The following is a 20,447-nucleotide window of genomic DNA, read 5'->3' as shown; positions in this document are numbered from 1 at the left end:
CTCACGCAGATCCTGGCTGTAGGGTCGGCCCATGGTCTGCTCCTCATCTGGAGCGCGCAATGAATCAGCCCAACAGCCCGACGTGAACCCCAACTGGCCGATTCAGCGCAAACCGAAAACGCTCTAGGCTGGGACGCGCGCGCCGTCCCACGCGAAGACGCTTCCGGTGTCCATCACGTCGAGCGCGCCGAGCACGCGCAGAAGATGAGCGGCGCTCTCGTCGGGTCGAAAGACGCCGGGGGCACCCGGATCTGGGCGGAAGGGCCGCGACAGGTTGGAAGCGACCGTGCCCGGATGGAGGCCGACGACGATCGCGTGCGGGCGGCTGCGGGCCACCTCGATCGATAGGGTCCGCAGCACTTGGTTCAGAGCCGCCTTCGAGGCGCGGTAGGCGTACCATCCGCCCGAGCGATTATCCTCGATCGATCCGACCCGCGCCGACAGCGCTGCGAACACGCAACGTCCCTCTCGTGCCAGCAGCGGGACGAAATGCTTGGCGACGAGGGCGGGGCCGATCGTGTTGATGGAGAACACGGCAGCCATCGCGCCGGGATCGAGCGCCTTCAGCGCCTTCTCGGGCGCGACGCCGTCCTGATGGAGGATGCCGGTCGCGACAATGACAAGACCGACCGGTCCGGCCTCCGCGACCGCGGCCGCGGCCGCAGCGATCGACGCCTCGTCGACGAGGTCGATCGCGTGGCTGCGGATGCCGTGCGGGAACGAGGGCTGCGAGCGCGAGAGGGCGAAGATCGGAGCATAGGCTCCGCCCGCGGCCAGTCCGGAGACAAGGGCTCGGCCGATGCCGCCGGACGCGCCGATCACGACTGCGCTGGTCGAAGTCGATAGAGTCATGGCGACGTCGTCTCAGCGGGCGCGAGGATCGGCAAACCTCAGTGGAGACCAGCCCGGTTCGATGGCTGGCGTTGCCTCGCCCGATACATAGGCGCCCTCTGGCCGCGTGGCAGCCGCGATGACGCGTCGCCGTGCGCCCTTCCGACTCTCGGTCAGGGCGAAGGCCTGATCCGCACCCTCACGGGCGCGACCGGCTCATCGCGAACAGGTCTCGATATCGCCAACCGCGCAGCGCGATGACCATTCATCAGTCTGGGCGCCGCTTCCCGCGAACATGATCGACATGTTCGCGGCCTCACACCGGTACAGCGAGCGTGTCTTGGACATCGTCCGCAGGTTGGCGCCGTTGTCGGACGCCTTCCGCCGAATGCCGCTCTGAAATGAAGCGCGCTGAAGAACTCAGCGCGATTCACTCAGAGCGGCAAGCAACTTAGACCGTCTCTATCGTCCGTGCCGTCGTCGTATCAGGAGCACCCTGTCGTCGAGCCGCAGGTGTCGCACTTCAGGCAGGTGCCGTTGCGGACCAGCGTGAAGTTCGCGCATTCCGGGCAGGCCTCGCCGACATAGCCCTTCATCTTCGCCTCGGCCCGCCGGTCGGCGACACTCCGCTCGGCCTTAGCGAAGGGGAGGGTGTCGGCGATCGTCTCGGCCTGACCGGCTACCGCGGGCTCCGCCTTCAGCGCGGTGCTGCCGCGGATCGCGTGGACCGTACCGCCGGCCGGGGCCGACTGGCCGGCGCTGGCCGCACCGACCCCGAGGCTGGCACCGGCCGGGCCACCCTGGATCAGCGTCAGCCGGTCGGCCGAGCCGCGCAGCAGGCCGCGGGACACGACCGAGGAGGCCGGCGCGGGCTTCGGACCCTCGCGGGTCGTGTCGCCACTCTCGCCGCCGCCGATCACCGTGCCGCCGATCTCGGCGGGGCTGACATGGGCGAGGTCGGCGCGGCCGAGATACGAGACCGCCAGCTCGCGGAACACGTAGTCGAGGAGCGAGGTCGCGTTCTTGATCGCGTCGTTGCCCTGCACGAAGCCGGCCGGCTCGAACCGGGTGAAGGTGAAGGCCTCCACGTACTCCTCGAGCGGCACGCCGTACTGGAGACCGAGCGAGATCGCGATGGCGAAGTTGTTCATCAGGCTCCGGAAGGTCGCGCCCTCCTTGTGCATGTCGATGAAGATCTCGCCGAGGCGGCCGTCGTCGTACTCGCCGGTGCGCAGGTAGACCTTGTGGCCGCCCACCACCGCCTTCTGGGTGTAGCCCTTCCGGCGGGCCGGCAGCTTCTCGCGGGAGCGGATCCGCTCGACGCGCTCGATCACGCGCTCGACGATCTTCTCCGCGGCGGCGGCGGCTTTGGCGGCGGCCGGCGCCTGAATCAGGGCCTCGATCCCCTCATCCGCCTCGTCGTCCTCCTCGGAGATGAGGGCGGCGTTGAGCGGCTGCGACAGCTTCGAGCCGTCGCGGTAGAGGGCGTTCGCCTTGAGGGCGAGGCGCCAGGACAGCAGGTAGGCCGCCTTGCAATCCTCCAACGTGGCGTCGTTCGGCATGTTGATGGTCTTGGAGATCGCCCCCGAGATGAAAGGCTGCGCCGCCGCCATCATGCGGATGTGGCTCTCGACCGAGAGGTAGCGCTTGCCGATCCGGCCGCACGGGTTGGCGCAGTCGAAGACCGGGTAGTGCTCGAGCTTCAGGCCCGGCGCGCCCTCCAGCGTCATCGCTCCGCAGATGTGGGTGTTGGCGGCCTCGATCTCCTTCTTGGTGAAGCCGAGGAACGGCAGCAGCTCGAAGGTCGGGTCCGACAGCTTCTCCGCGGGGACCTTCAGGGTCTGGGTCAGGAAGTCGTCGCTGAGCGTCCAGCGGTTGAACACGAACTTGATGTCGAAGGCCGACTTCAGGCCCTTCTCGACCACGGAGATCTTCTCGTCCGTAAAACCCTTGGCGCGCAGTGTCGTCGGGTTGATGCCCGGCGCCTGGCCCATCGAGCCGTGGCCGACCGCGTAGGCCTCGATCTCGGCGATCTCGGATTCGCGGTAGCCGAGCGCCCGCAGGGCGTCCGGAGCGGCCTGGTTGATGATCTTGAAGTAGCCGCCGCCGGCGAGCTTCTTGAACTTCACCAGGGCGAAGTCGGGCTCGATGCCGGTCGTGTCGCAATCCATCACGAGGCCGATCGTGCCGGTCGGCGCGATCACGGTGGCCTGGGCGTTGCGATAGCCGTGCTCCTCGCCGAGCTTCAGCGCCCGGTCCCAGGCGGCGCGGGCGTGATCGCCCAGATCCGCCTGCGGGATGTTGGCGTGGTCGAGGGCGACCGGCGCGACGTTGAGGAACTCGTAGCCCTCGGCCTCGCCGTGCGCGGCCCGGCGATGGTTGCGGATGACCCGCAGCATCGCGTCGGCGTTCTCCTCGTAGGCCGGGAAGGTGCCGAGTTCCGCGGCCATCTCGGCCGATGTGGCGTAGGCGACGCCCGTCATGATCGCCGTGAGCGCGCCGGCGAGCGCCCGGCCCGCGTCGGAATCGTACGGAAGGCCCATCGTCATCAGCAGGCCGCCGATATTGGCGTAGCCGAGGCCGAGCGTCCGGTAGCGGTAGGAGAGTTCCGCGATCTCCTTGGACGGGAACTGCGCCATCATCACCGAGATCTCGAGCACCACCGTCCAGAGGCGGTTGAGGTGCTCGAACGCCTCCACGTCGAAGCGCTTGGTGTCCCGGTCGTACATCGTCAGCAGGTTCGCCGAGGCGAGATTGCAGGCGGTGTCGTCGAGGAACATGTACTCGGAGCACGGGTTCGAGGCCCGGATCCGCCCGCCCGCCGGGCAGGTGTGCCAGTCGTTCATTGTCGTGTTGAAGTGCAGGCCCGGATCCGCCGAGGCCCAGGCGGCCTCGCCGATCCGCTCCCACAGGTCGCGGGCCTTGAGGGTCTTGGTGACCTTGCCGGTGGTGCGGGCGGTGAGCTGCCAGTCGGCATCCGCCTCGACGGCGCGGAGGAAGTCATCGGTCAGCGAGACCGAGTTGTTGGAGTTCTGGCCGGCGACCGTGAGGTAGGCCTCCGAATCCCAGTCGGTGTCGTAGACGGGGAACTCGATCTTGGTGAAGCCCTGGCGGGCGAACTGCACGACGCGCTTGATGTAGGAATCCGGCACGGAGGCGCGGCGGGCGGCCTTGATCTCGCGCTTGAGCGCCGGGTTGCGCTCCGGATCGAAGCAGGCATCGCCCTCGGCCTCGCACTGCGTGCAGGCCTTCATCACCAGGGTCAGGTGCTTGGAGACGACCTTCGAGCCGGTCACCAGGGCGGCGACCTTCTGCTCCTCCTTCACCTTCCAGTCGATGAAGGCCTCGATATCCGGGTGGTCGATGTCGACGATCACCATCTTGGCGGCGCGCCGCGTGGTGCCGCCCGACTTGATCGCGCCGGCCGCCCGGTCGCCGATCTTTAGGAAGCTCATCAGGCCCGAGGACTTGCCGCCGCCGCCGAGCTTCTCGTTCTCCGAGCGCAGCATCGAGAAGTTGGAGCCGGTGCCGGAGCCGTACTTGAACAGGCGCGCCTCACGCACCCAGAGGTCCATGATGCCGCCGTCGTTGACGAGGTCGTCCTGGACCGACTGGATGAAGCAGGCGTGCGGCTGCGGGTGCTCGTATGCCGAGGCCGACTTGGTCAGCACGCCGGTCTGCGGGTCGCAATAGTAGTGGCCCTGGCTCGGGCCATCGATGCCGTAGGCCCAGTGCAGGCCGGTGTTGAACCATTGCGGCGAGTTCGGCGCCACCATCTGGCGGGCCAGCATGAAGCGCAGCTCGTCCATGAAGGCCGAGGCATCCTCCTCCGACGAGAAGTAGCCGCCCTTCCAACCCCAGTAGGTCCAGCAGCCGGCGAGCCGGTCGAAGACCTGCGTGGCGGAGGCTTCGGAGACGAAGCGCTCGTCCTCGGGGATCTCGGCCAGGGCCGCGTCGTCCGGCACCGAGCGCCAGAGGAACGAGGGGACCGCGTTCTCCTCGACCTTGCGCAGCCGCGCCGGGACGCCGGCCTTGCGGAAGTACTTCTGCGCGAGCACGTCGCTCGCGACCTGGCTCCAGCTCTCCGGCACGTCGATGCCGTCGAGGCGGAACACGACCGAGCCGTCCGGGTTGCGGATCTCGCTCAGGGCCTTGCGGAAGGGGATCCCGGCGTAGGGCGATTGTCCGGCCGTGGTGTAGCGACGCTCGAACCGCATGAAACACACCTCTCCCGTCGGGACACGAGGGTCCCGGCCCCGCGCGCCGCGGGGTCTAGCCCGATAGTGGGATTCGCGGCCGACCACGCCCGGCTGAGAGACGTGCCTCGGTCCCGCGAACGAAAATTAGGAACGGCCGCCCCCGCCCAACGCACCACTTCCGCGGGGCGCGACCGATGCAGGGAGATTACCGCCGCCTTCACTCTCACGTCAACAAGTGGTGTTCGCTGGCCTTGTTCCCCGCTAGATGTTGTGCCGGCTCGCAAAAGCCTGTGGATATCGTCCCGGACCGGGATAAGTGTCCTTCCGGCTTTCGGGAATCGGATCGGGAAAATTTTAGATTCACAACCCTAGGGAGCGGAATCGGCGGATGCCCGGAACCGGAGGCCGAAAGCGCGGGCCGAGCGTTGCCCCGGGGCGACACTTCCGTCATGCGGCTGGACTCACACGCGCGCGGTCACCATAACGGCGCCGACGAGCGCCCTCGCGGCGCGCCACGATTCCGGGACCGGCGATGGCGCTGAAGGACACTTTGCTGCGCATCTTCACGTGGTGGAACGGTCAGACCGTCTCCGTCGCGCTCCAGACCGCGCGCACCGGCATCTTCGTCGGCGAGGACGAGTCCGGGAACAAGTACTACAAGGCGGAGGGCGCGCTGATCGACCGCTCGGTGGGCTCGGAGCGCCGCTGGGTCGTCTACAACGGCTATGCCGACGCCTCGAAGGTGCCCCCCGGCTGGCGCGGCTGGCTCTGCCACAACGTCGACGTCGCGCCGAGCGAGGAGAACTATCAGCCGAAGGCGTGGCAGAAGCCCCATATCGAGAACCAGACCGGCACCGCGAACGCGTACCGGCCGGCGGGCTCGCAGCTCTCCTGGGGCCAGCGGCCGGCCGCGACGGGCGACTACGTGTCCTGGACGCCGGGCGAGTAGAGCCGCGACCCGTCGCGGAGCCGGCGCCCTTTTGCCGCCACCGTTCCGGTGTTCATGACGGGTCAATCCCGATCGCCCGCCGCGCACCCGTTGGCGCGGCCGGTCACCCTCGTCCAGGGGTCCGAGCCTTGAGCCGCATCACCGCCCTCGCACGCCGCGCGCTCGCCCCCGGCCTCGCGCTCCTCGTCTGCGCCGGCCCCGCCGCCGCCGACAAGATCAAGAACCCGACCGCGGTGTTCTCCGGCCTCGACAAGATCACCGGCCGGATCGTCAATTTCGAGGTGGCGGTCGACGAGACCGTGCAGTTCGGCGCCCTGCAGCTCACCCCGCGGGTCTGCTACACCCGCCCGCCGACCGAGAGCGCCAAGACCACGGCGTTCCTCGAGGTCGACGAGGTCACCCTCGACAACAAGTACCGCCGGATCTTCACCGGGTGGATGTTCGCGTCGAGCCCGGGCCTGCACGCGATCGAGCACCCGATCTACGACGTGTGGCTGGTCGACTGTAAGGGCGGCAGCGACGTGATCGCCGAGGCCAAGGAGCAGGAGGACGTCCCGGCCGTGGCGGCCAAGCCCGAGAAGGCGAAGCGCCCCGGCAAGGACGCGACCAAGACCGCCCAGCAGCTCAACGCCAACGGGCAGGTGGACGTGGAGGCGCCGCGCGGCGTGCCGGTCCAGCCCCGCCAGAAGCCCTCGCGGAAGTTCTTCCCGTCGAACGAGGGGCCGGCGCCGGCCCCGCCGCCGCAGCAGCAGCCGCAGAACCTGTTCGACGCGCTGTTCCGCTGACGCCGCCCGCGGGCGGGTCGTCGCCTCAGGCGACGTTGAGCCGTCGCCCGCGATTCCACGCCAGGAACGGGACGCCGGAGAGCAGTCCGGCCAGCGCCGCGCGCGTCTGGTGGCAGCCGTTCACCGACACCCGGGGCAGGGCCTGGAGGTGCCCGGCGTGCTCGGCGAAGAGGTGGCCGGGCCGCGTGGTCACGGCCGTCGCGAAGCCCATCTCCCGCGCCAGCGCGAATTCCCGCGGGCCGGCGGAGGTCGGATCCCCGACCGGGTAGGAGAGGTGCCGCACCGGCCGCCCGAGTTCCGTCTCGATCCGCGCGCGCCCCTCGGCGATCTCGCGCGCCGCGATCGCGGGAGCGTGCTTGGCGAGCATCGGGTGGCTGACCGTGTGGGCGCCGACGGTGACGGCCGGGTCGGCGGCGAGGTCGCGCAGCTCTGCCCAGGACAGGCACAGATCGGCGGCGAGGCGCCCGGGCTGGAAGCCGGCCTGCCTGCAGAGGGCGGCGATCCGGTCGAGGAGGTCGGCCTCGTCCCCGCGGCGCAGGTCGCGGTACAGGGCTTCGAAGGCCAGCGCCTTCTCCTGCGGGCTGCGCGCCGGAAGGTCGAGACTCCGCGCGCCGACGTCGATGCGCACCCGGTCCAGGCGCGCGATCGCCTGCTCCAGCTCGATCCACCAGAGCCGCCCGGCCTGGTCGGCGAAGCCGCTGGTGACGAACAGGGTCCACGGTGCGCCGTGGCGGGCCAGCACGGGACGCGCGTGCTCGACGTTATCGCGGTAGCCGTCGTCGAAGGTCAGGACCGCGAAGGGCGGCCCGTAATCCGGTGCGGACAGCCGCTCCGGCACCGAATCGAGACCGATGATCTCGAAGCCGCGGGCATCGAGCTCGCGCAGGGTCAGGTCGAGGAACTCGGGGGTGATGCCGAGCAGGCGGTTCGGCGCGAAGGCCGGGACCGGGTCGGGGCTGACGTGGTGGAAGGTGAGGATCACGCCGAGGCCGCGCGCCGCGGGGCTGAGCCAGCGGTCCGCCCCGAGCGCCTGGATCGCGCGGAATCCGGACGCGAAGACCCGATGCTTGGCACGCGACGACAGCATGGCCCTGAACCGTTCGGGCCCGCGGCCCAGCTCGGCACAGCCTTGGCTTCCCCTGGTAAATAAAGCCGAAAGCATGCGTGGCGGCAGCGAAAGCAAGCTATCGTTAGCCACGACTGTTCTTTGGCGGACCGTCCGGCGCCGGGATCGCGCCATCAGCGATCGCAGTGACGGGCTGTTCAGCCGCTTGCCGTCAGGGTGCGCGCGGCACGGGATCGCGCGCGGTCCCCGGGAGATCGGGTCATGGCGGTCGGTGTCCACGTAGCGGGAACGGACATGGTCGATTCGCGCAGCGCCGGGAGCCTTGTCGCGGAGATCATCCCCGATCTGGCCGCCGCGGAGGCGCTGTGGCGGCGTCTGGAAGCCGATCCGGCGAGCCTCGGCACGCCCTACCAGCGGTTCGACTGGATCAGCGCCTACCTGCGGGCGACGGGACAGGCCGAGCACGCGCGCGTCGCGGTCCTGCGGGATGCCGACGGACGGCCGCGCATCCTCGTCCCGTTCACCCTGAGCCGGGAGCACGGGCTGCGCCTCGCGCGCACGGTCGGCGACACGCACGCCAACTATCACCTGCCGCTCTTCGCCACCCGCGACGCGGCGGCCATCGGGCCCGGCAGCATCGTCGCGGCGCTGATCCGCGCCGGCCGCGCGGACGGGATCGACGCCTTCGCGCTGAAGCATCAGCCGCGGATGTGGGAGGGGACGGCAAACCCGCTCGCCGCGACCGGCGAGGCGGAGGCCAGCGACGGCTACGGCCTCATGCTCGGGCCGGACCCGGAGGCGACCGTGCGCCGGGTTTTCAGCGCGGACGCCCGCAAGAAGCTGCGCTCCAAGGAGAAACGCCTCGTGGAGGCGCACGGCGCGATCGCCTACCGCCGCGCCGAGACCGCCGACGAGGCGGGGCGCCTGCTGGCGGCGTTCTTCGCGCAGAAATCGGCCCGCTTCGCCGGCATGGGCGTGGCCGACCCCTACGCCGATCCCGCGATCCGCTCCTTCCTGACGGCCGCGTCGACCGGCGCCGAGCCCGCCGTGGAGCTGTACGCCCTGTGTCTCGCCGAGAGCGGTCGCGTCCTCGCCACCTTCGGCGGGGCCGTCAGCGACCGGCGCTTCAGCGGCATGATGACGGCGTTCGACGCCGACCCCGAGGTCGCCCGTTACAGTCCCGGCGACCTTCTCCTGCAGCACCTGGTGCGCGACCAGACCGCCCGCGGCCGGCAGGGCTTCGACCTCGGCGTCGGCGAGGCGCGCTACAAGGCCAGTATCTGCGACGAGACGATCAGCCTCGTCGAGACGATCATCCCGGTCACCCTGCGGGGCCGGGCCTACGGCGCCCTGCGCCGCGGCCTGACGCGGACGAAACGGCGGATCAAGCGCGACCCGCGCCTCTACGCCGCCCTCAGGCGGCTCCGCACCCTGCGCCGGTCGTGACCGGCGCGCGGCCTAAGCGGCGTTGAGGCGCAGCTCCGCCCGAGCCTCCTCGACATTGGACGCGGCCGGGCGATCCTGCGCGACCAGGATCTGCCCCGCGCCGGCCTCCTCGGCGAGGGCGTAGAGGTCGGCCAGCGCCGGATCCTCGGCATCGGCGTTCGACGCGATGACGACGCTGTCCATGAAGCCGGCCACGAGCTCGAGGAGGTCGACGGCCCCCGGCGCGGCGTGGAGCCGGAAGACCACCCAGTCGTAGGCCTCGGCCATGGCCTCGAAGGTCAGGGCCAGGGCATCGGGCTCGTCGAACAGGACGGTCGACTCCAGCAGCCCCGCCTCGATCCGGTGCTGGCCGCCGTCCCGGCGTGCCTGGATCACGTCGAGGAACGCGGCCTCGCCGGCGATGAGATCGGCGAAGCCGAGCCGCGCCGTGCCGTCGTTCGGCAGGTTCAGGTCGACAGCGACGAGGCTTCCCTCGCGACCGAGGGCGCGGGTCAGGGCCTCGGGCAGCGTCGGGACGCCGCGACGGGCCTCGGTCTCGACGATCAGGACGCGGCGACCCGCCTGCGCCTCCGGTGCGCGGGGCGCCGCCGCGATGCGCGCGACGAGCGGCGCGAGATCGAACGTGTCGGGGGAGGGGATCGCCGCGACCGCGGCGGGCGCCGCCGACGCGGCGGCAGCCGCGCCCGACGCCTCGGACCAGCGGGAGGCCGGCGTCGCCTCCGGGAAGGTGAAGGACGGCCGATCCAGCACCGGCTCGCGGCGCCGCCGATCGTCTGCCGGATCGCCGTCGCGGTCGCCGGCGGCGCGGCCGGACTCGGCGAGCAACGCGCTGGCGATGACCCCGCCGATCGAGAGCATCAGCGTCAGCAGCGTCGCGAAGGCGACGATCGGCAGCTTCTTCGGGAAGGACGGAACCTCGGGCGTCACCGCGCGGGACACGATGCGGGCGTCGGCGGGGGTCGCGGCCTCGCCGTCGCGCGCCGCCGCCTCGCGGTAGCGGCCGAGATAGGATTCGAGCTGCTCGCGCTGCGCCTTCGCCTCGCGCTCCAGCGCGCGGAGCTGGATCTCGCTGGCGTTGCCGCGGACGACGACGTCCTGCTGGCCGTCGACGGCGGCCTGGAGGCTCTCGACCCGGGCGCCGGCGATCTTGGCGTCGTTCTCCATCGTGCGCACGACGCGCTCGGCCGAGGCCTTGATCTGGGCGTCGAGGTCCTCGAGCTGGGCGTGCAGCTCCTTGATCCGCGGGTGAGCCGGCAGGAGGGTCCGCGACTCGAGGGCGAGCTGGGCGCGCACGGAGATCCGGTTCTCGACGATCCGGCGGATGACCTCGTTGTTGGCGACGTCGGGAATCTCGAAGGCGCGCCCGTCCTTGATCAGGTCCTTGATGGCCTTCACCTTGCCGTCGAGGTCGGCCTTCAGGCTCCGCGCCGCGGAGAGCTGGCTCGACAGCTCGCCGAGCTGCTGGGCGTTGAGCGGCCGCCCGGCCAAGCCGGTGCTGCCCACGAGGCCGTTCTTGGCGCGGAACGCCTCGACCTTGGCCTCCGCCTCGGCGACGCGCTTGCGCAACCCGTCGATGTTGCCGCCGAGCCAGGTGGAGGCGTAGCGGGCGGTGTCGACCTTATCGGCCTCCAGCGAGCCGATGTAGAGCTTGGCGATGGTGTTGGCGGCCTCGGCCGCAAGCTTCGGGTCCTTGGCGCGGAACTCGATCGTCAGGATGCGCGACTTCCCGGCGGGGAAGACCAGGAGGTGGTCGAAGTAGGCGTCGAGCACCCGGTCCTCGGCGGGGCGGTCCAGGGGATTGGGACCGATGCCGAGCATCATCAGCACGCGCTGCACGGCGCCGATGCTGCCCGCGCCGGGATCGAACTCGGCGTTGCCGACGAGCTTGAGCCGACGGATCGCCTCGCGGGCGAGATCGCGGGACATCACGACCTGCACCTGGCTCGCCACCGCCTGCTCGTCGATCGGCGCGAGCTGGTCGCCGCGCTCCTGCGCGGTGCGGGCGAAGGGCGGGTCGCGGCTCTCGAGGAGCACCTTCGCCTCGCCGGTGTAGCGGGGGCTGACCACGTTGACGAAGACGCTCGCGCCCAGGGCGACCACCAGGGTCGGCCCGACGATCCAGCCGATCGAGCGCCGCAGGATCCGCGGCAGCTGCGCGAGGCCGAGGCCTTCCTCGGCGCGCGGCTGGGATCCGGGCACGGCGTAGGTCGAGCGTTGACGGATCGTGGACATGCGGACGCTCTGAACGCGGAGACAGGCCGGGCGGGCATTACTGCCGTCCCGCCGCCATTAGTGGATGTTAAGGTTGCTCAAGAGTTAAGGGCCGCGCGGACCGGTGACGGCGCCGCCTCCGTCGGGCGGTGATCAAGTTTCATTAACCTTAACGGCCTACATCACCCCGCAACTGCATCCATGACGGCGATGGTGATGAACCGGCGCGCTCTGCTCCTCGCACTCGGCTCGACTCTGGCGCTCGGCGGCTGCCTGCGGCCGAGCTTCCGCACCGACCAGCTCGATGCCACCGGCACCGGCTCGATCGCCGCGCGGTACACGCTGGCGGCGGGCGACAAGCTGCGGGTGATCGTGTTCGGCCAGGACAACCTGTCCAACATATACGCGGTCGACGGCGCGGGGCGCATCGCCATGCCGCTGATCGGGACCGTGCAGGTCGGCGGCCAGACGACCGCGCAGGCGGCCAAGGCGATCGAGGCCAAGCTGGCCTCCGGATACGTGCGCGAGCCGCACGTGACCGTGGAGGTGGACGCTTACCGACCGTTCTACATCCTCGGCGAGGTCACCACGTCCGGCCAGTACCCGTTCGTCAACGGCATGACCGTCGAGACGGCGGTGGCGATCGCGGCCGGCTTCGGCCCGAGGGCAGCGCGCGACTACGCCGTCCTGACCCGCGACGCCGGCGGCTCGCTGATCTCCGGGATCGTGCCGATGACCTACGCGGTCCGGCCGGGCGACACGATCGTCATCAAGGAACGCTTCTTCTGAGCGGCGCCGCGCCGGTCACTGCCCGCCCTGCCACGGGTTGATTACCCGCATGGCGGTCTTCTGCGCGGGGATCGGCGTCGCGACCTCCGGCATCGGCTGCCGGGCGCGGGCCATCATCCGCCGCGCCTCCTGCGCGGGCACGGCGCCGACCGGCGTGAACAGACCGGCCAGGACCTTCCGCGTGCCCCGGCTCACGAAGCGCGAGTTCTGGACCGGCTCGAAATCCCGGATCGCGTGGCGCTTGTCGGGACTGCCGGTGAAGACCCGGGCGCCGGAATTCAGCACCACGATGTCGCCCGGCCGCAGCGTCTCGTCCTTGAGCAGCGCCGCCGTCGCGCCGCCCTTCATGTCGATGGGGGTCTGGCGCTCGCTGATCTCTCGCTCCTTGACGCGGATCTTGAGCGGGAGCGCTGCGTAGCGGGTCTGGAAGCGGCGGCGCGCTGCCCCGAGCCGCGGGGTCGCGTGGCGGCCGAAGGTGCGGCCGTCGAAGGCGGGGGCCGGGGCAGGGGCCGGCTGAGCCTGCTGCGGGGCCGGCCGGGCGCCGAACAGCATCTCGAGGAAACCGACCTCGGCGGCCTGGGCGCGCAGCGCCGACCCGGCGAGGAGACCGCCGGCCGCCATGACGGCCAGCAAGCTGCTCGTGCGAAGCCTCATGGCACCCTCCGGAAGCGACGCCCGACGTGAGCATCCGACCCTCAACCGCAAGGCGTACTGGAGGGTTCCGGATGATTTAGAGTCTGCTTAAGAACGCCCGGCGGCGATCCGCCGGCGCGGGATTCGACGTCCCCGCGGTGAGGAGCCCGGCGCGCCCGAGCGCGCAGGGACGCGTTCTAGCCCGGCGCCGACTGCTCGCCCTCGCCGATGCAGTCGAGGGCGCGCTCCACGGCACTGACGGCATCGAGCAGGTGCTGGACGGTGCGCTCGACCTCGATCGCCGGACGCCCCATCGCGGCGGCGCGGGCGCTCACATCCTCGAGCTGCTCCAGCAGCGCGAGGAGATCACCGGCCACGGTCACAACTTCGCAGCGAGCGAGGCGGGTGACGGTCGGGCGCGGACGGAAGGGCAAGACGTTGCTCATCGCGGAGGGTTGTCGCCCGAAACGACCGGGATTCGCCAGGGGGAGGGGGCCGAACTCAACACGATTGGCCGGCCCTATCCGCCGCAATCCCGGTCTGTGGTGGATTTTCCGTGGCCGGCGCGCATCGGAGGCGGCAGAACGGATTTACATCTTGCGCGCGACCTTGACGGAGGCGCCTCCGCGCTGACCATGCCGCGAGACGTCCCGTGAGGGCCGCTCCGGCCGTGGCCGGTCGCGGCCCGGCCACGGCCCGCTTTCAGGATACGCGATGCGCTTGACCCTTCTCGCCCTCTCCGCGCTGACCCTCGGCGGCCTCTGCGCGTGCAGCACCAGCGACGGCCCGGATTCCCGCAGCGGCCTCGCCGAGACCTTCAACCTCGACAACTATCGGGCCTCGGGCAACACCAACGGCACGCAGACCCGCCGCGACGTGAACCGCGCCTACACCCAGCCGACGCTGCCGACGATCGGCAACCGCGGGATGTGAGGCGCGCGTGACGCGTCACCGCTTGGTGAGTGCGTCCGCGAAGGTGGCGATCCGGTTGCGGGCGTAGATCGGCAGGCCGGCGCTGATCGAGTTGCCGGTGTTGAAGCTGGAATTGCCCATCAGCACCTGCGCGGGCAGCAAATTCTTGAGTACCGGCACCCGGGCGTACTCGGCTTTGCGGTCGAGGACGTCGCCCTTGATCGCCAGCGCCATGTAGGTGGTGACCACCGTCTTGGTCGGGTCGTTCGGCATCGGCTGAAACACGGCCAGGAACTTGCCGAAGCGCAGGATCTGGTTGACCCAGAAGATCGTCTGCTCGAGGCCGCCGGTCACCGCGGTGTCGATCTTGGTCAGCGCCTTGAGCCGGTCGCCCTGGTCCGGCCCGAGCACCCGCAGCTCGCTCTGGAACGAAACGAACTCGGCGATCTTCTTGGCCGAGCCTTCCTCGAGCTTGTTGGCGAGCTTCACGCCGAGCGGCAGCTTGCCCTCGAGGTCGTAGCGCGACTCGATGCAGGCGCCCGCGCCCTCGCACCACGGACGGTCGGGACGCTTGGCGAAGGCGGCGGCCGGATCCTTGTTGGGCGTCACGTCGGCGACCGCGAGGGTACGGTGCTTGATCGCCGGATCCATCTTCTGGACGAAGGCGAGGTTGGCGAAGGCCTGGAGGTCGATCGCCTCGGGCGGACGCGGGACGACGAAGCGCCCCTCGGCGACGTAGACCTTCAGGGTCTCGTGCCGCGGCTTGGTCACGCCGTTCACCGTGACCGTGTAGTCCGGCTCCTTGTAGCCCGGATAGGGGGCGAGCGCCGCCGCCTCGGCCGGCCGCGCCTTCAGCCAGTCGAGATACGAGATCAGGCCGTTCTCCGGCGCCGACGGGTTGTCGCGATGGTCGGTGAACAGGATCTGGCCGGGCTTGATCGTGGCCGGATCGACGGCCGTGACCGAGGGCACCTCCTTGATCCGCTCGGGCCCCGGCGCCGGGGCAGTGTTGGCGGCGGGTGTCTGGGCGCGTGCCGGGAGGGCCGGGAGCGCGGCCGTGAGGGCGGCCGCCAGGGCCGCGGGAAGCTGCTGGCGCAACGGGATCCTCGTCTGTCGGAGAGGGCTGTCAGTAACCGGGGTCTTCGCCGAACAGGTAGTCGGGATCGCGGCGGCGCGGGCGGCGCGCGTCGTCGTCCCCGCCGAAGGGCGAGCGATTCGTCTGGCCCGGCCAGGGCTTGTAGGGATCCTGCCCGTAGAGATCCACGTCGCCCTGCGCGCGGCGGCTGCGCGGCGCGGGACGCTCGCCGAACGGGTCGAGGAAGTCGGATCGCGGCCGCTCGCCGGTCATGTTGCCGTAGTAGTCGCCCGCGACGCTCGCGCCGTCGTCGCCGGCGAGATCGCCGTCCTGCGCGTCCGGCCGCATGGCGTAGAGCGTCTCGCGGGGCACGAGGCGGTACTGGGTGTCCGCCATGCGACCGTCGCCGCTGGTGCGGAAATGCTCGAGGAAGCCGCCGCCGGCGATCCGCACGCCGCTGCGCGGGTCGATCGGCAAATCGGCGATGAACGGGCGCGCCTCGGGGGAGGGGCCCCGCAGCGGCGTCTTGGCGACGCCGTTCGCCCAGGCCGCCTGCAGGATCGCCGAGGCGATCGGCACCGAGACGTGGCCGCCGGTCTGGCCGCGGCCGAGCGTCTTGCGGGTGCCGTCGGCGTTGTCGTAGCCGACCCAGACCACGACGCTGATCTCGTTTGTCAGGCCGGCGAACCACGCGTCGTTCTCGTTCTCCGAGGTGCCGGTCTTGCCCGCGACGTAGGCCGAGACCTTCGCGAGCGCCGCGGCCGTGCCGTGCTGCGTCACGCCCTGCAGCATGGTCTTGAGCTGGTAGAAGGCCACGCGGTCCGCCGAGGCGATCCGCACCGGCTCCTTGGCGGCGTGCGTGTAGAGCGGCTTGCCGTCCCGCTCGACCGATTCGAGCGCGTAGGGCGCCGGGCGGGCGCCCTCGTTGGCCACCGCCGCGTAGAAGCCCGCGAGGTCGAGCATCCGCACCGGCTGCGCGCCGAGGACGAAGGGGTAGTAGGGCTCGCACTCGGCGTAGATCTGCGCCTCGAGGGCGATGTCGCAGACCCGCTTCAGGCTCGCCGGCGCCTTCGGGGCAATCCCGCCCTGGAGGAGCCTGGCGGTGACGAGGTTCTTGGAGAATTCGAGACCGCGCCGCAGGGTCGTCGGTCCCGAGCCGCCGCCCTCGTAGTTCTTCGGCGACCAGGAATCGCCGGCCCCGCCGATGGGCGGCAGGGTCACGGCGGAATCCATCACAAGGGTGTTCGGCTGCAGGCCGGCGTTGAGCGCGGCGAGGTAGGTCAGCGGCTTCAGCGTCGAGCCGGGCTGGCGCACCGTCTGGGTGACCCGGTTGAGCTGGCTCAGCGGGTAGGAGAAGCCGCCGGCCATCGCGAGGATCCGGCCGGTCTGGTTCTCTAGCACCAGGGCCGCGCCCTGGACGGTCGGCCGGACGCGGAGCTGCGCGCGCGGGGCGCCCTTGCCGGCGCTGACCTTCACACGGATCACGTCGTAGAGCTGCAGCTTGCCGCGGGCGATGCCGGGGTCGAGGGAGGCGGTGCGGCCGTCGGCGAGGCCGACCTTCATGCCGCCGCGCCCGGTCTCCAGCACCACGGCCATCGGCCAGTGGACGTCGTAGAGGACCGGGCGGGCGCTCTCGAGCGCCAGCAGCCACGCCGGCTTCTTCTGCGGCACGGCCGCGACCCTCTCGCCGCGGCGCGGCTTCGCGGCCGGCCCGGCCTCCGGCCTGGCGTCGGGTTTCGCGGCCTCCGGCCGCGCGCCGGGGGGGGGGGGGGCGGGCGGGGGGGGGGCCCCCCGGGGGCGCCGGGCCCTCGGGCCGGGCGGGGGGTTCCGCGCCCTCCGGCCGCGCGCCGGTGACGGCGGGCGCGGCCGAGGCGGAGCCCTCCGGTGCCGGCGTCGCCGCCTGGATCCGCCGGACGCTATCGGCGAGGTTGAGTTCCGGCCCCGTGAAGGTCTGACGGCCGGTGCCGCGCTCGTAATTGGCGAGGCCGTCCTGCAGGGCGTCCTCGACGGCGCGCTGGAGCCCGGCGTTGATCGTCGAACGGACGGTCAGCGAGCCGGAGGTCAGCGAATCCACGCCCGCGAAGGTGCGGGCCTCGCGATTGAGGAAATCCACGACGTAGAAGCCGGAATCGCGCCGCGCGGTCTCGATCGGCTTCAGCCCGAGATCGGACTTGATCGCCGCGCCCATCTCGGCCTCGGTGATCGTGCCCTCTTCCTTGAGGCGCGCGAGCACGTAGGCGCGCCGCTCCCGCGCGCGGTCGGGGTACTTGTCCGGGCTGTAGAAGTTCGGGCCCTTGGGCATGCCGGCGAGGAGCGCCGCTTCCGGCAGGGTCAGCTGCCCCACCGGCTTCCCGAAATAGCTCTGCGCGGCCATCTCGATGCCGTAGGCGCCGCGGCCGAGATAGATGCCGTTGAGGTAGAGCCCCAGGATCTGCGGCTTCGTCAGGATGCGCTCCAGACGCGACGCGACGATCATCTCGCGGATCTTGCGCTCGTAGGTGACGTCGTCGCCGACCGAGAGGTTCTTGACCACCTGCTGGGTGATGGTCGAGCCGCCCGCGGGGCGCCCCGGCGAGGCGAGGTTGGCGATGAAGGCCCGGATCACCCCGCGCTCGTCGATGCCGTGATGGGTCTCGAAGCGCTTGTCCTCGGCGGCGATGAAGGCCTTCTGGACGAGGTTCGGAACCGCCGTGATCGGCACCACGATGCGGCGGCCGTTCGGCTCCGATGCCTCGGCGAAGGGCTTGCCGGCGCCGTCGAGGATCCGGGTCATCCCCGGCAGGGCCTTGTCGCGCAGGGCCTCGGCGCTGGGCAGATCCTTGGTGGCGTTGTCGTAGAACTCGATCACCGCCTTCGCGTCGAAGGGCGAGTTCGCCGGGTTCTCGCCCTTGCAGAACTGCTTGTAGCTCGTGTTCAGCTCGGTCAGGTCGAGACCGTGCAGGATCTTCGGCGCGGCCGGACCGGCGACCGTGGACGGATCCTCCATCGCGGTGGTGATCAACTCGTCGAGATTGATGTCCTCGATGTCGAAGGCCTTGCGCATGTGGGCGCAGCCGTCGCGCAGCAGGCGCACCACCTCCGGGCCGTCCGTCGCGGGATCGAACTGCGTCCGGACCGCGTCCGGCCGGGTCGTGACCTGGCTGAGCGTCAGGGCGGTCGCGAACAGCTTGATCAGGATGGCGTTCATACGGGCCGGGTTCGGGGGACGCGACGGGGCGAGCGCGGACCTTTCGGGAGCGCGCCTGAACAGGGCGTGCACAACGCGGCTGATTTAAGGAGACGCCGCACGGCAACGCTTTGGCCGACTCCCACGTTCGTGAGGCGCGACGACGCCGGGGGGCCCATGATCAACGACCTGTGGTACAAGAACGCGATCATCTACTGCCTGTCCGTCGGCACGTTCATGGACGCCAACGGCGACGGCATCGGCGACTTCGCCGGGCTGGAGCGCCGGCTGGACTACATCCAGGGCCTGGGCGCCACCGCGGTCTGGCTGATGCCGTTCCAGCCCTCGCCCAAGAAGGACGGCGGCTACGACATCGCCGACTATTACGGCGTCGATCCGGATTACGGCTCGCTCGGGGACTTCGTCGCCTTCACGCACGCCGCCAAGCAGCGGGGCCTGCGCGTCCTCATCGACCTCGTCGTCAACCACACCTCGGACCAGCACCCGTGGTTCCAGTCGGCACGGTCCGACCCCAAATCGCCCTACCGCGACTGGTACGTCTGGTCGAAGGAGCGCCCCGCGACCGCCGACGAGGGCATGGTCTTCCCGGGCGTTCAGGAGACCACCTGGACCTACGATACCAAGGCGAAGGCCTGGTACTTCCACCGCTTCTTCAACTTCCAGCCGGATCTCAACACCGCCAATCCGGAGGTGCTGGCCGAGATTTTGAAGATCATGGGCTTCTGGATCCAGCTCGGCGTCTCCGGCTTCCGCATGGACGCGGTGCCCTTCGTCATCGCCGAGAAAGGCGCCGATGTCGGCGGCAAGCCCCGCGAGCAGTTCGAGATGCTGCGCGACCTGCGCGAGTTCCTGCAGTGGCGCCAGGGCGACGCGATCATCCTGGCCGAGGCCAACATCCTGCCGAAGCAGGACCTCGACTATTTCGGCGACGACGCCGACCGCATGCACATGATGTTCAACTTCCAAGTCAATCAGGCGACCTTCTACGCCCTGGCGGCCCACGATGCGCGGCCCCTCGTCAAGGCGATCGAGCGGACGAAGCCGCGCCCGCTCTCCTGCCAGTGGGGCATCTTCCTGCGGAACCACGACGAGCTCGACCTGGGACGCCTCACCGACAAGCAGCGCCAGAGCGTGTTCGACGCCTTCGGACCCGAGAAGGGGATGCAGCTCTACGACCGCGGCATCCGCCGCCGCTTCGCGCCGATGCTGGCCGGCGATCCCCGCCGGATCCGCCTCGCCTACTCGCTGATGTTCACCCTCCCGGGAACGCCGGTGCTGCGCTACGGCGACGAGATCGGCATGGGCGATGAGCTGGCTCTGCCGGAGCGCGACTGCGCCCGCACGCCGATGCAGTGGACGAGCGAGCACCAGGGCGGATTCTCGACGGCCGAGCGCACCGTGCTGCCGCTGATCGACCACGGCCCCTACGGCTACGCGCACGTGAACGTCGCCGACCAGCGCCACGAGGAGGGCTCGCTGCTCAACTGGATGCAGAGCATGATCCGGCAGCGCAAGGAGGCGCCGGAGATCGGCTGGGGCGACGTCGTCGCGATGGAGACCGGGCGCCCGTCGGTCCTGGCGCTGCGCTACGCGTGGCGCGGCAACGCCATCCTGTGCGTCCACAATCTCGCGCCGGAGCCCGTCGAGGTCGCGATAGCGTCGGGATCCGAGGATCGCGAGCACGACATCCTCGTCGACCTGCTCACCGGCGCCCGCAGCGAAGTGAAGGACGACGGCCGCCACTGCCTGTTCCTGGAGGGATACGGCTACCACTGGTTCCGCGTCGGCGGGCTCGACGCGCTGCTGAAGCGGCGGCCGACGTGAGGAACACCGGGGCCCGGCTCGCCCTCGGCCGGCCGACACGGTAGGACAGGCCGGAGCGAGGTGGGACATGGCCCGGACGAAGCATCATCCCCCGGACGCGACGATCGCCGACGTCCTGCCCGATCTCGCCGACGGCGAGGCCTACCTGCGCCAGGTCCTGAGCACCATGCGGATGTGCCAGAAGCATCACGGCGACGCCTCGGTTCGGATCGGCGTGACCGGCCGCTCCCCGACGCCGTCCTACCGGATCGACCGGCCGGACGAGACGGCGCCCGGCGACGGTGCCGTCGAGGCGGGCAGGGCCCTGTTCGGCGCCTATGGCGGGCGGTCCCACGACCGGTTCACCCAGGTCAACGCCGCTGAGACCCGCTGGAGTTCGCGGGCGCTCGGCATGGCGGAGATGCTGGCGCTTCACGACAGCCTGCGCCGCCCCAGGGGCGACGCGGCCTGAGCGTGCCGCGCAGCGTGCCGCACAGGGTGCCGCCCACCCGCGTTCTACGCTAAACTGGGGCGGAGGGCGTCCGGAGCGGCGCCACCAAC

Annotated in this window: 14 protein-coding genes and 1 pseudogene; 7 read left to right on the top strand and 8 right to left on the bottom strand. The window is 70.6% G+C overall.

The window, feature by feature from the left end; genetic code table 11:
• Nucleotides 1-123: 123 nt before the first annotated feature.
• Nucleotides 124-852, bottom strand: a complete 729-nt coding sequence (locus ACLBYE_RS06810) for an SDR family NAD(P)-dependent oxidoreductase (protein WP_447693567.1) — start codon at nt 850-852, stop codon at nt 124-126.
• A 464-nt stretch (nt 853-1,316) separates the two neighbouring features.
• Entirely contained in the window at nt 1,317-5,048 is a 3,732-nt protein-coding gene (locus tag ACLBYE_RS06805) for a vitamin B12-dependent ribonucleotide reductase (protein ID WP_447693566.1), read from the bottom strand.
• 514 nt (nt 5,049-5,562) lie between these two features.
• Between ACLBYE_RS06805 and ACLBYE_RS06800 the strand changes: the two genes are divergently transcribed.
• Complete coding sequence (locus ACLBYE_RS06800; protein WP_447693565.1) at nt 5,563-5,979, top strand: NADH:ubiquinone oxidoreductase subunit NDUFA12; 417 nt, start codon at nt 5,563-5,565, stop codon at nt 5,977-5,979.
• 128 nt (nt 5,980-6,107) lie between these two features.
• On the top strand, nt 6,108-6,764 hold the full coding sequence (locus ACLBYE_RS06795) for a DUF2155 domain-containing protein (RefSeq protein ID WP_056521486.1): 657 nt from the start codon (nt 6,108-6,110) through the stop codon (nt 6,762-6,764).
• Nucleotides 6,765-6,789: 25 nt separating this feature from the next.
• Here ACLBYE_RS06795 and ACLBYE_RS06790 read toward each other — a convergent pair whose 3' ends face one another.
• Complete coding sequence (locus tag ACLBYE_RS06790; protein WP_447693564.1) at nt 6,790-7,851, bottom strand: polysaccharide deacetylase family protein; 1,062 nt, start codon at nt 7,849-7,851, stop codon at nt 6,790-6,792.
• Between the two features lie 240 nt (nt 7,852-8,091).
• On the opposite strand from ACLBYE_RS06790, the gene ACLBYE_RS06785 reads away from it, so the two are divergent.
• A complete protein-coding gene (locus tag ACLBYE_RS06785; RefSeq protein WP_447693563.1) occupies nt 8,092-9,276 on the top strand; it encodes a GNAT family N-acetyltransferase in 1,185 nt (394 codons plus the stop codon).
• Nucleotides 9,277-9,288: 12 nt separating this feature from the next.
• Here the strand turns inward: ACLBYE_RS06785 and ACLBYE_RS06780 are convergent, their stop codons facing one another.
• Nucleotides 9,289-11,508 carry a GumC family protein gene (locus ACLBYE_RS06780; protein ID WP_447693562.1) on the bottom strand — a complete coding sequence of 740 codons (2,220 nt, stop codon included), beginning with the start codon at nt 11,506-11,508 and terminating at the stop codon, nt 9,289-9,291.
• A gap of 189 nt (nt 11,509-11,697) precedes the next feature.
• Here ACLBYE_RS06780 and ACLBYE_RS06775 point away from each other — a divergent pair, with 189 nt between their 5' ends.
• Nucleotides 11,698-12,276 carry a polysaccharide biosynthesis/export family protein gene (locus ACLBYE_RS06775; protein ID WP_020091671.1) on the top strand — a complete coding sequence of 193 codons (579 nt, stop codon included), beginning with the start codon at nt 11,698-11,700 and terminating at the stop codon, nt 12,274-12,276.
• Between the two features lie 15 nt (nt 12,277-12,291).
• On the opposite strand, the gene ACLBYE_RS06770 is transcribed toward ACLBYE_RS06775, so the two are convergent.
• Together ACLBYE_RS06770 and ACLBYE_RS06765 are read right to left on the bottom strand one after the other, a co-directional pair.
• Entirely contained in the window at nt 12,292-12,930 is a 639-nt protein-coding gene (locus ACLBYE_RS06770) for a hypothetical protein (protein WP_447693561.1), read from the bottom strand.
• Nucleotides 12,931-13,106: 176 nt separating this feature from the next.
• Entirely contained in the window at nt 13,107-13,355 is a 249-nt protein-coding gene (locus ACLBYE_RS06765) for a hypothetical protein (RefSeq protein ID WP_012317333.1), read from the bottom strand.
• Nucleotides 13,356-13,623: 268 nt separating this feature from the next.
• Here ACLBYE_RS06765 and ACLBYE_RS06760 point away from each other — a divergent pair, with 268 nt between their 5' ends.
• The gene (locus ACLBYE_RS06760; protein WP_020091673.1) at nt 13,624-13,842 is read left to right on the top strand and encodes a hypothetical protein; all 219 of its coding nucleotides are present in this window, start codon (nt 13,624-13,626) and stop codon (nt 13,840-13,842) included.
• Between the two features lie 15 nt (nt 13,843-13,857).
• Here the strand turns inward: ACLBYE_RS06760 and ACLBYE_RS06755 are convergent, their stop codons facing one another.
• Both ACLBYE_RS06755 and ACLBYE_RS06750 read right to left on the bottom strand, forming a co-directional pair.
• Nucleotides 13,858-14,919 carry a hypothetical protein gene (locus ACLBYE_RS06755; protein WP_447693560.1) on the bottom strand — a complete coding sequence of 354 codons (1,062 nt, stop codon included), beginning with the start codon at nt 14,917-14,919 and terminating at the stop codon, nt 13,858-13,860.
• 28 nt (nt 14,920-14,947) lie between these two features.
• A pseudogene (locus tag ACLBYE_RS06750) lies at nt 14,948-18,083 on the bottom strand (penicillin-binding protein 1A).
• Between the two features lie 156 nt (nt 18,084-18,239).
• Between ACLBYE_RS06750 and ACLBYE_RS06745 the strand changes: the two are divergent.
• Together ACLBYE_RS06745 and ACLBYE_RS06740 are read left to right on the top strand one after the other, a co-directional pair.
• Nucleotides 18,240-19,907 carry an alpha-amylase family protein gene (locus ACLBYE_RS06745; protein WP_447693559.1) on the top strand — a complete coding sequence of 556 codons (1,668 nt, stop codon included), beginning with the start codon at nt 18,240-18,242 and terminating at the stop codon, nt 19,905-19,907.
• Nucleotides 19,908-19,974: 67 nt separating this feature from the next.
• A complete protein-coding gene (locus ACLBYE_RS06740) occupies nt 19,975-20,358 on the top strand; it encodes a hypothetical protein (RefSeq protein ID WP_447693558.1) in 384 nt (127 codons plus the stop codon).
• Nucleotides 20,359-20,447 lie beyond the last annotated feature (89 nt).

It is taken from the genome of Methylobacterium sp. A52T, assembly GCF_053346095.1.
The sequence above is the reverse complement of the archived record's forward strand: the minus strand, read 5'-3'. Positions and strand labels throughout refer to the sequence as shown.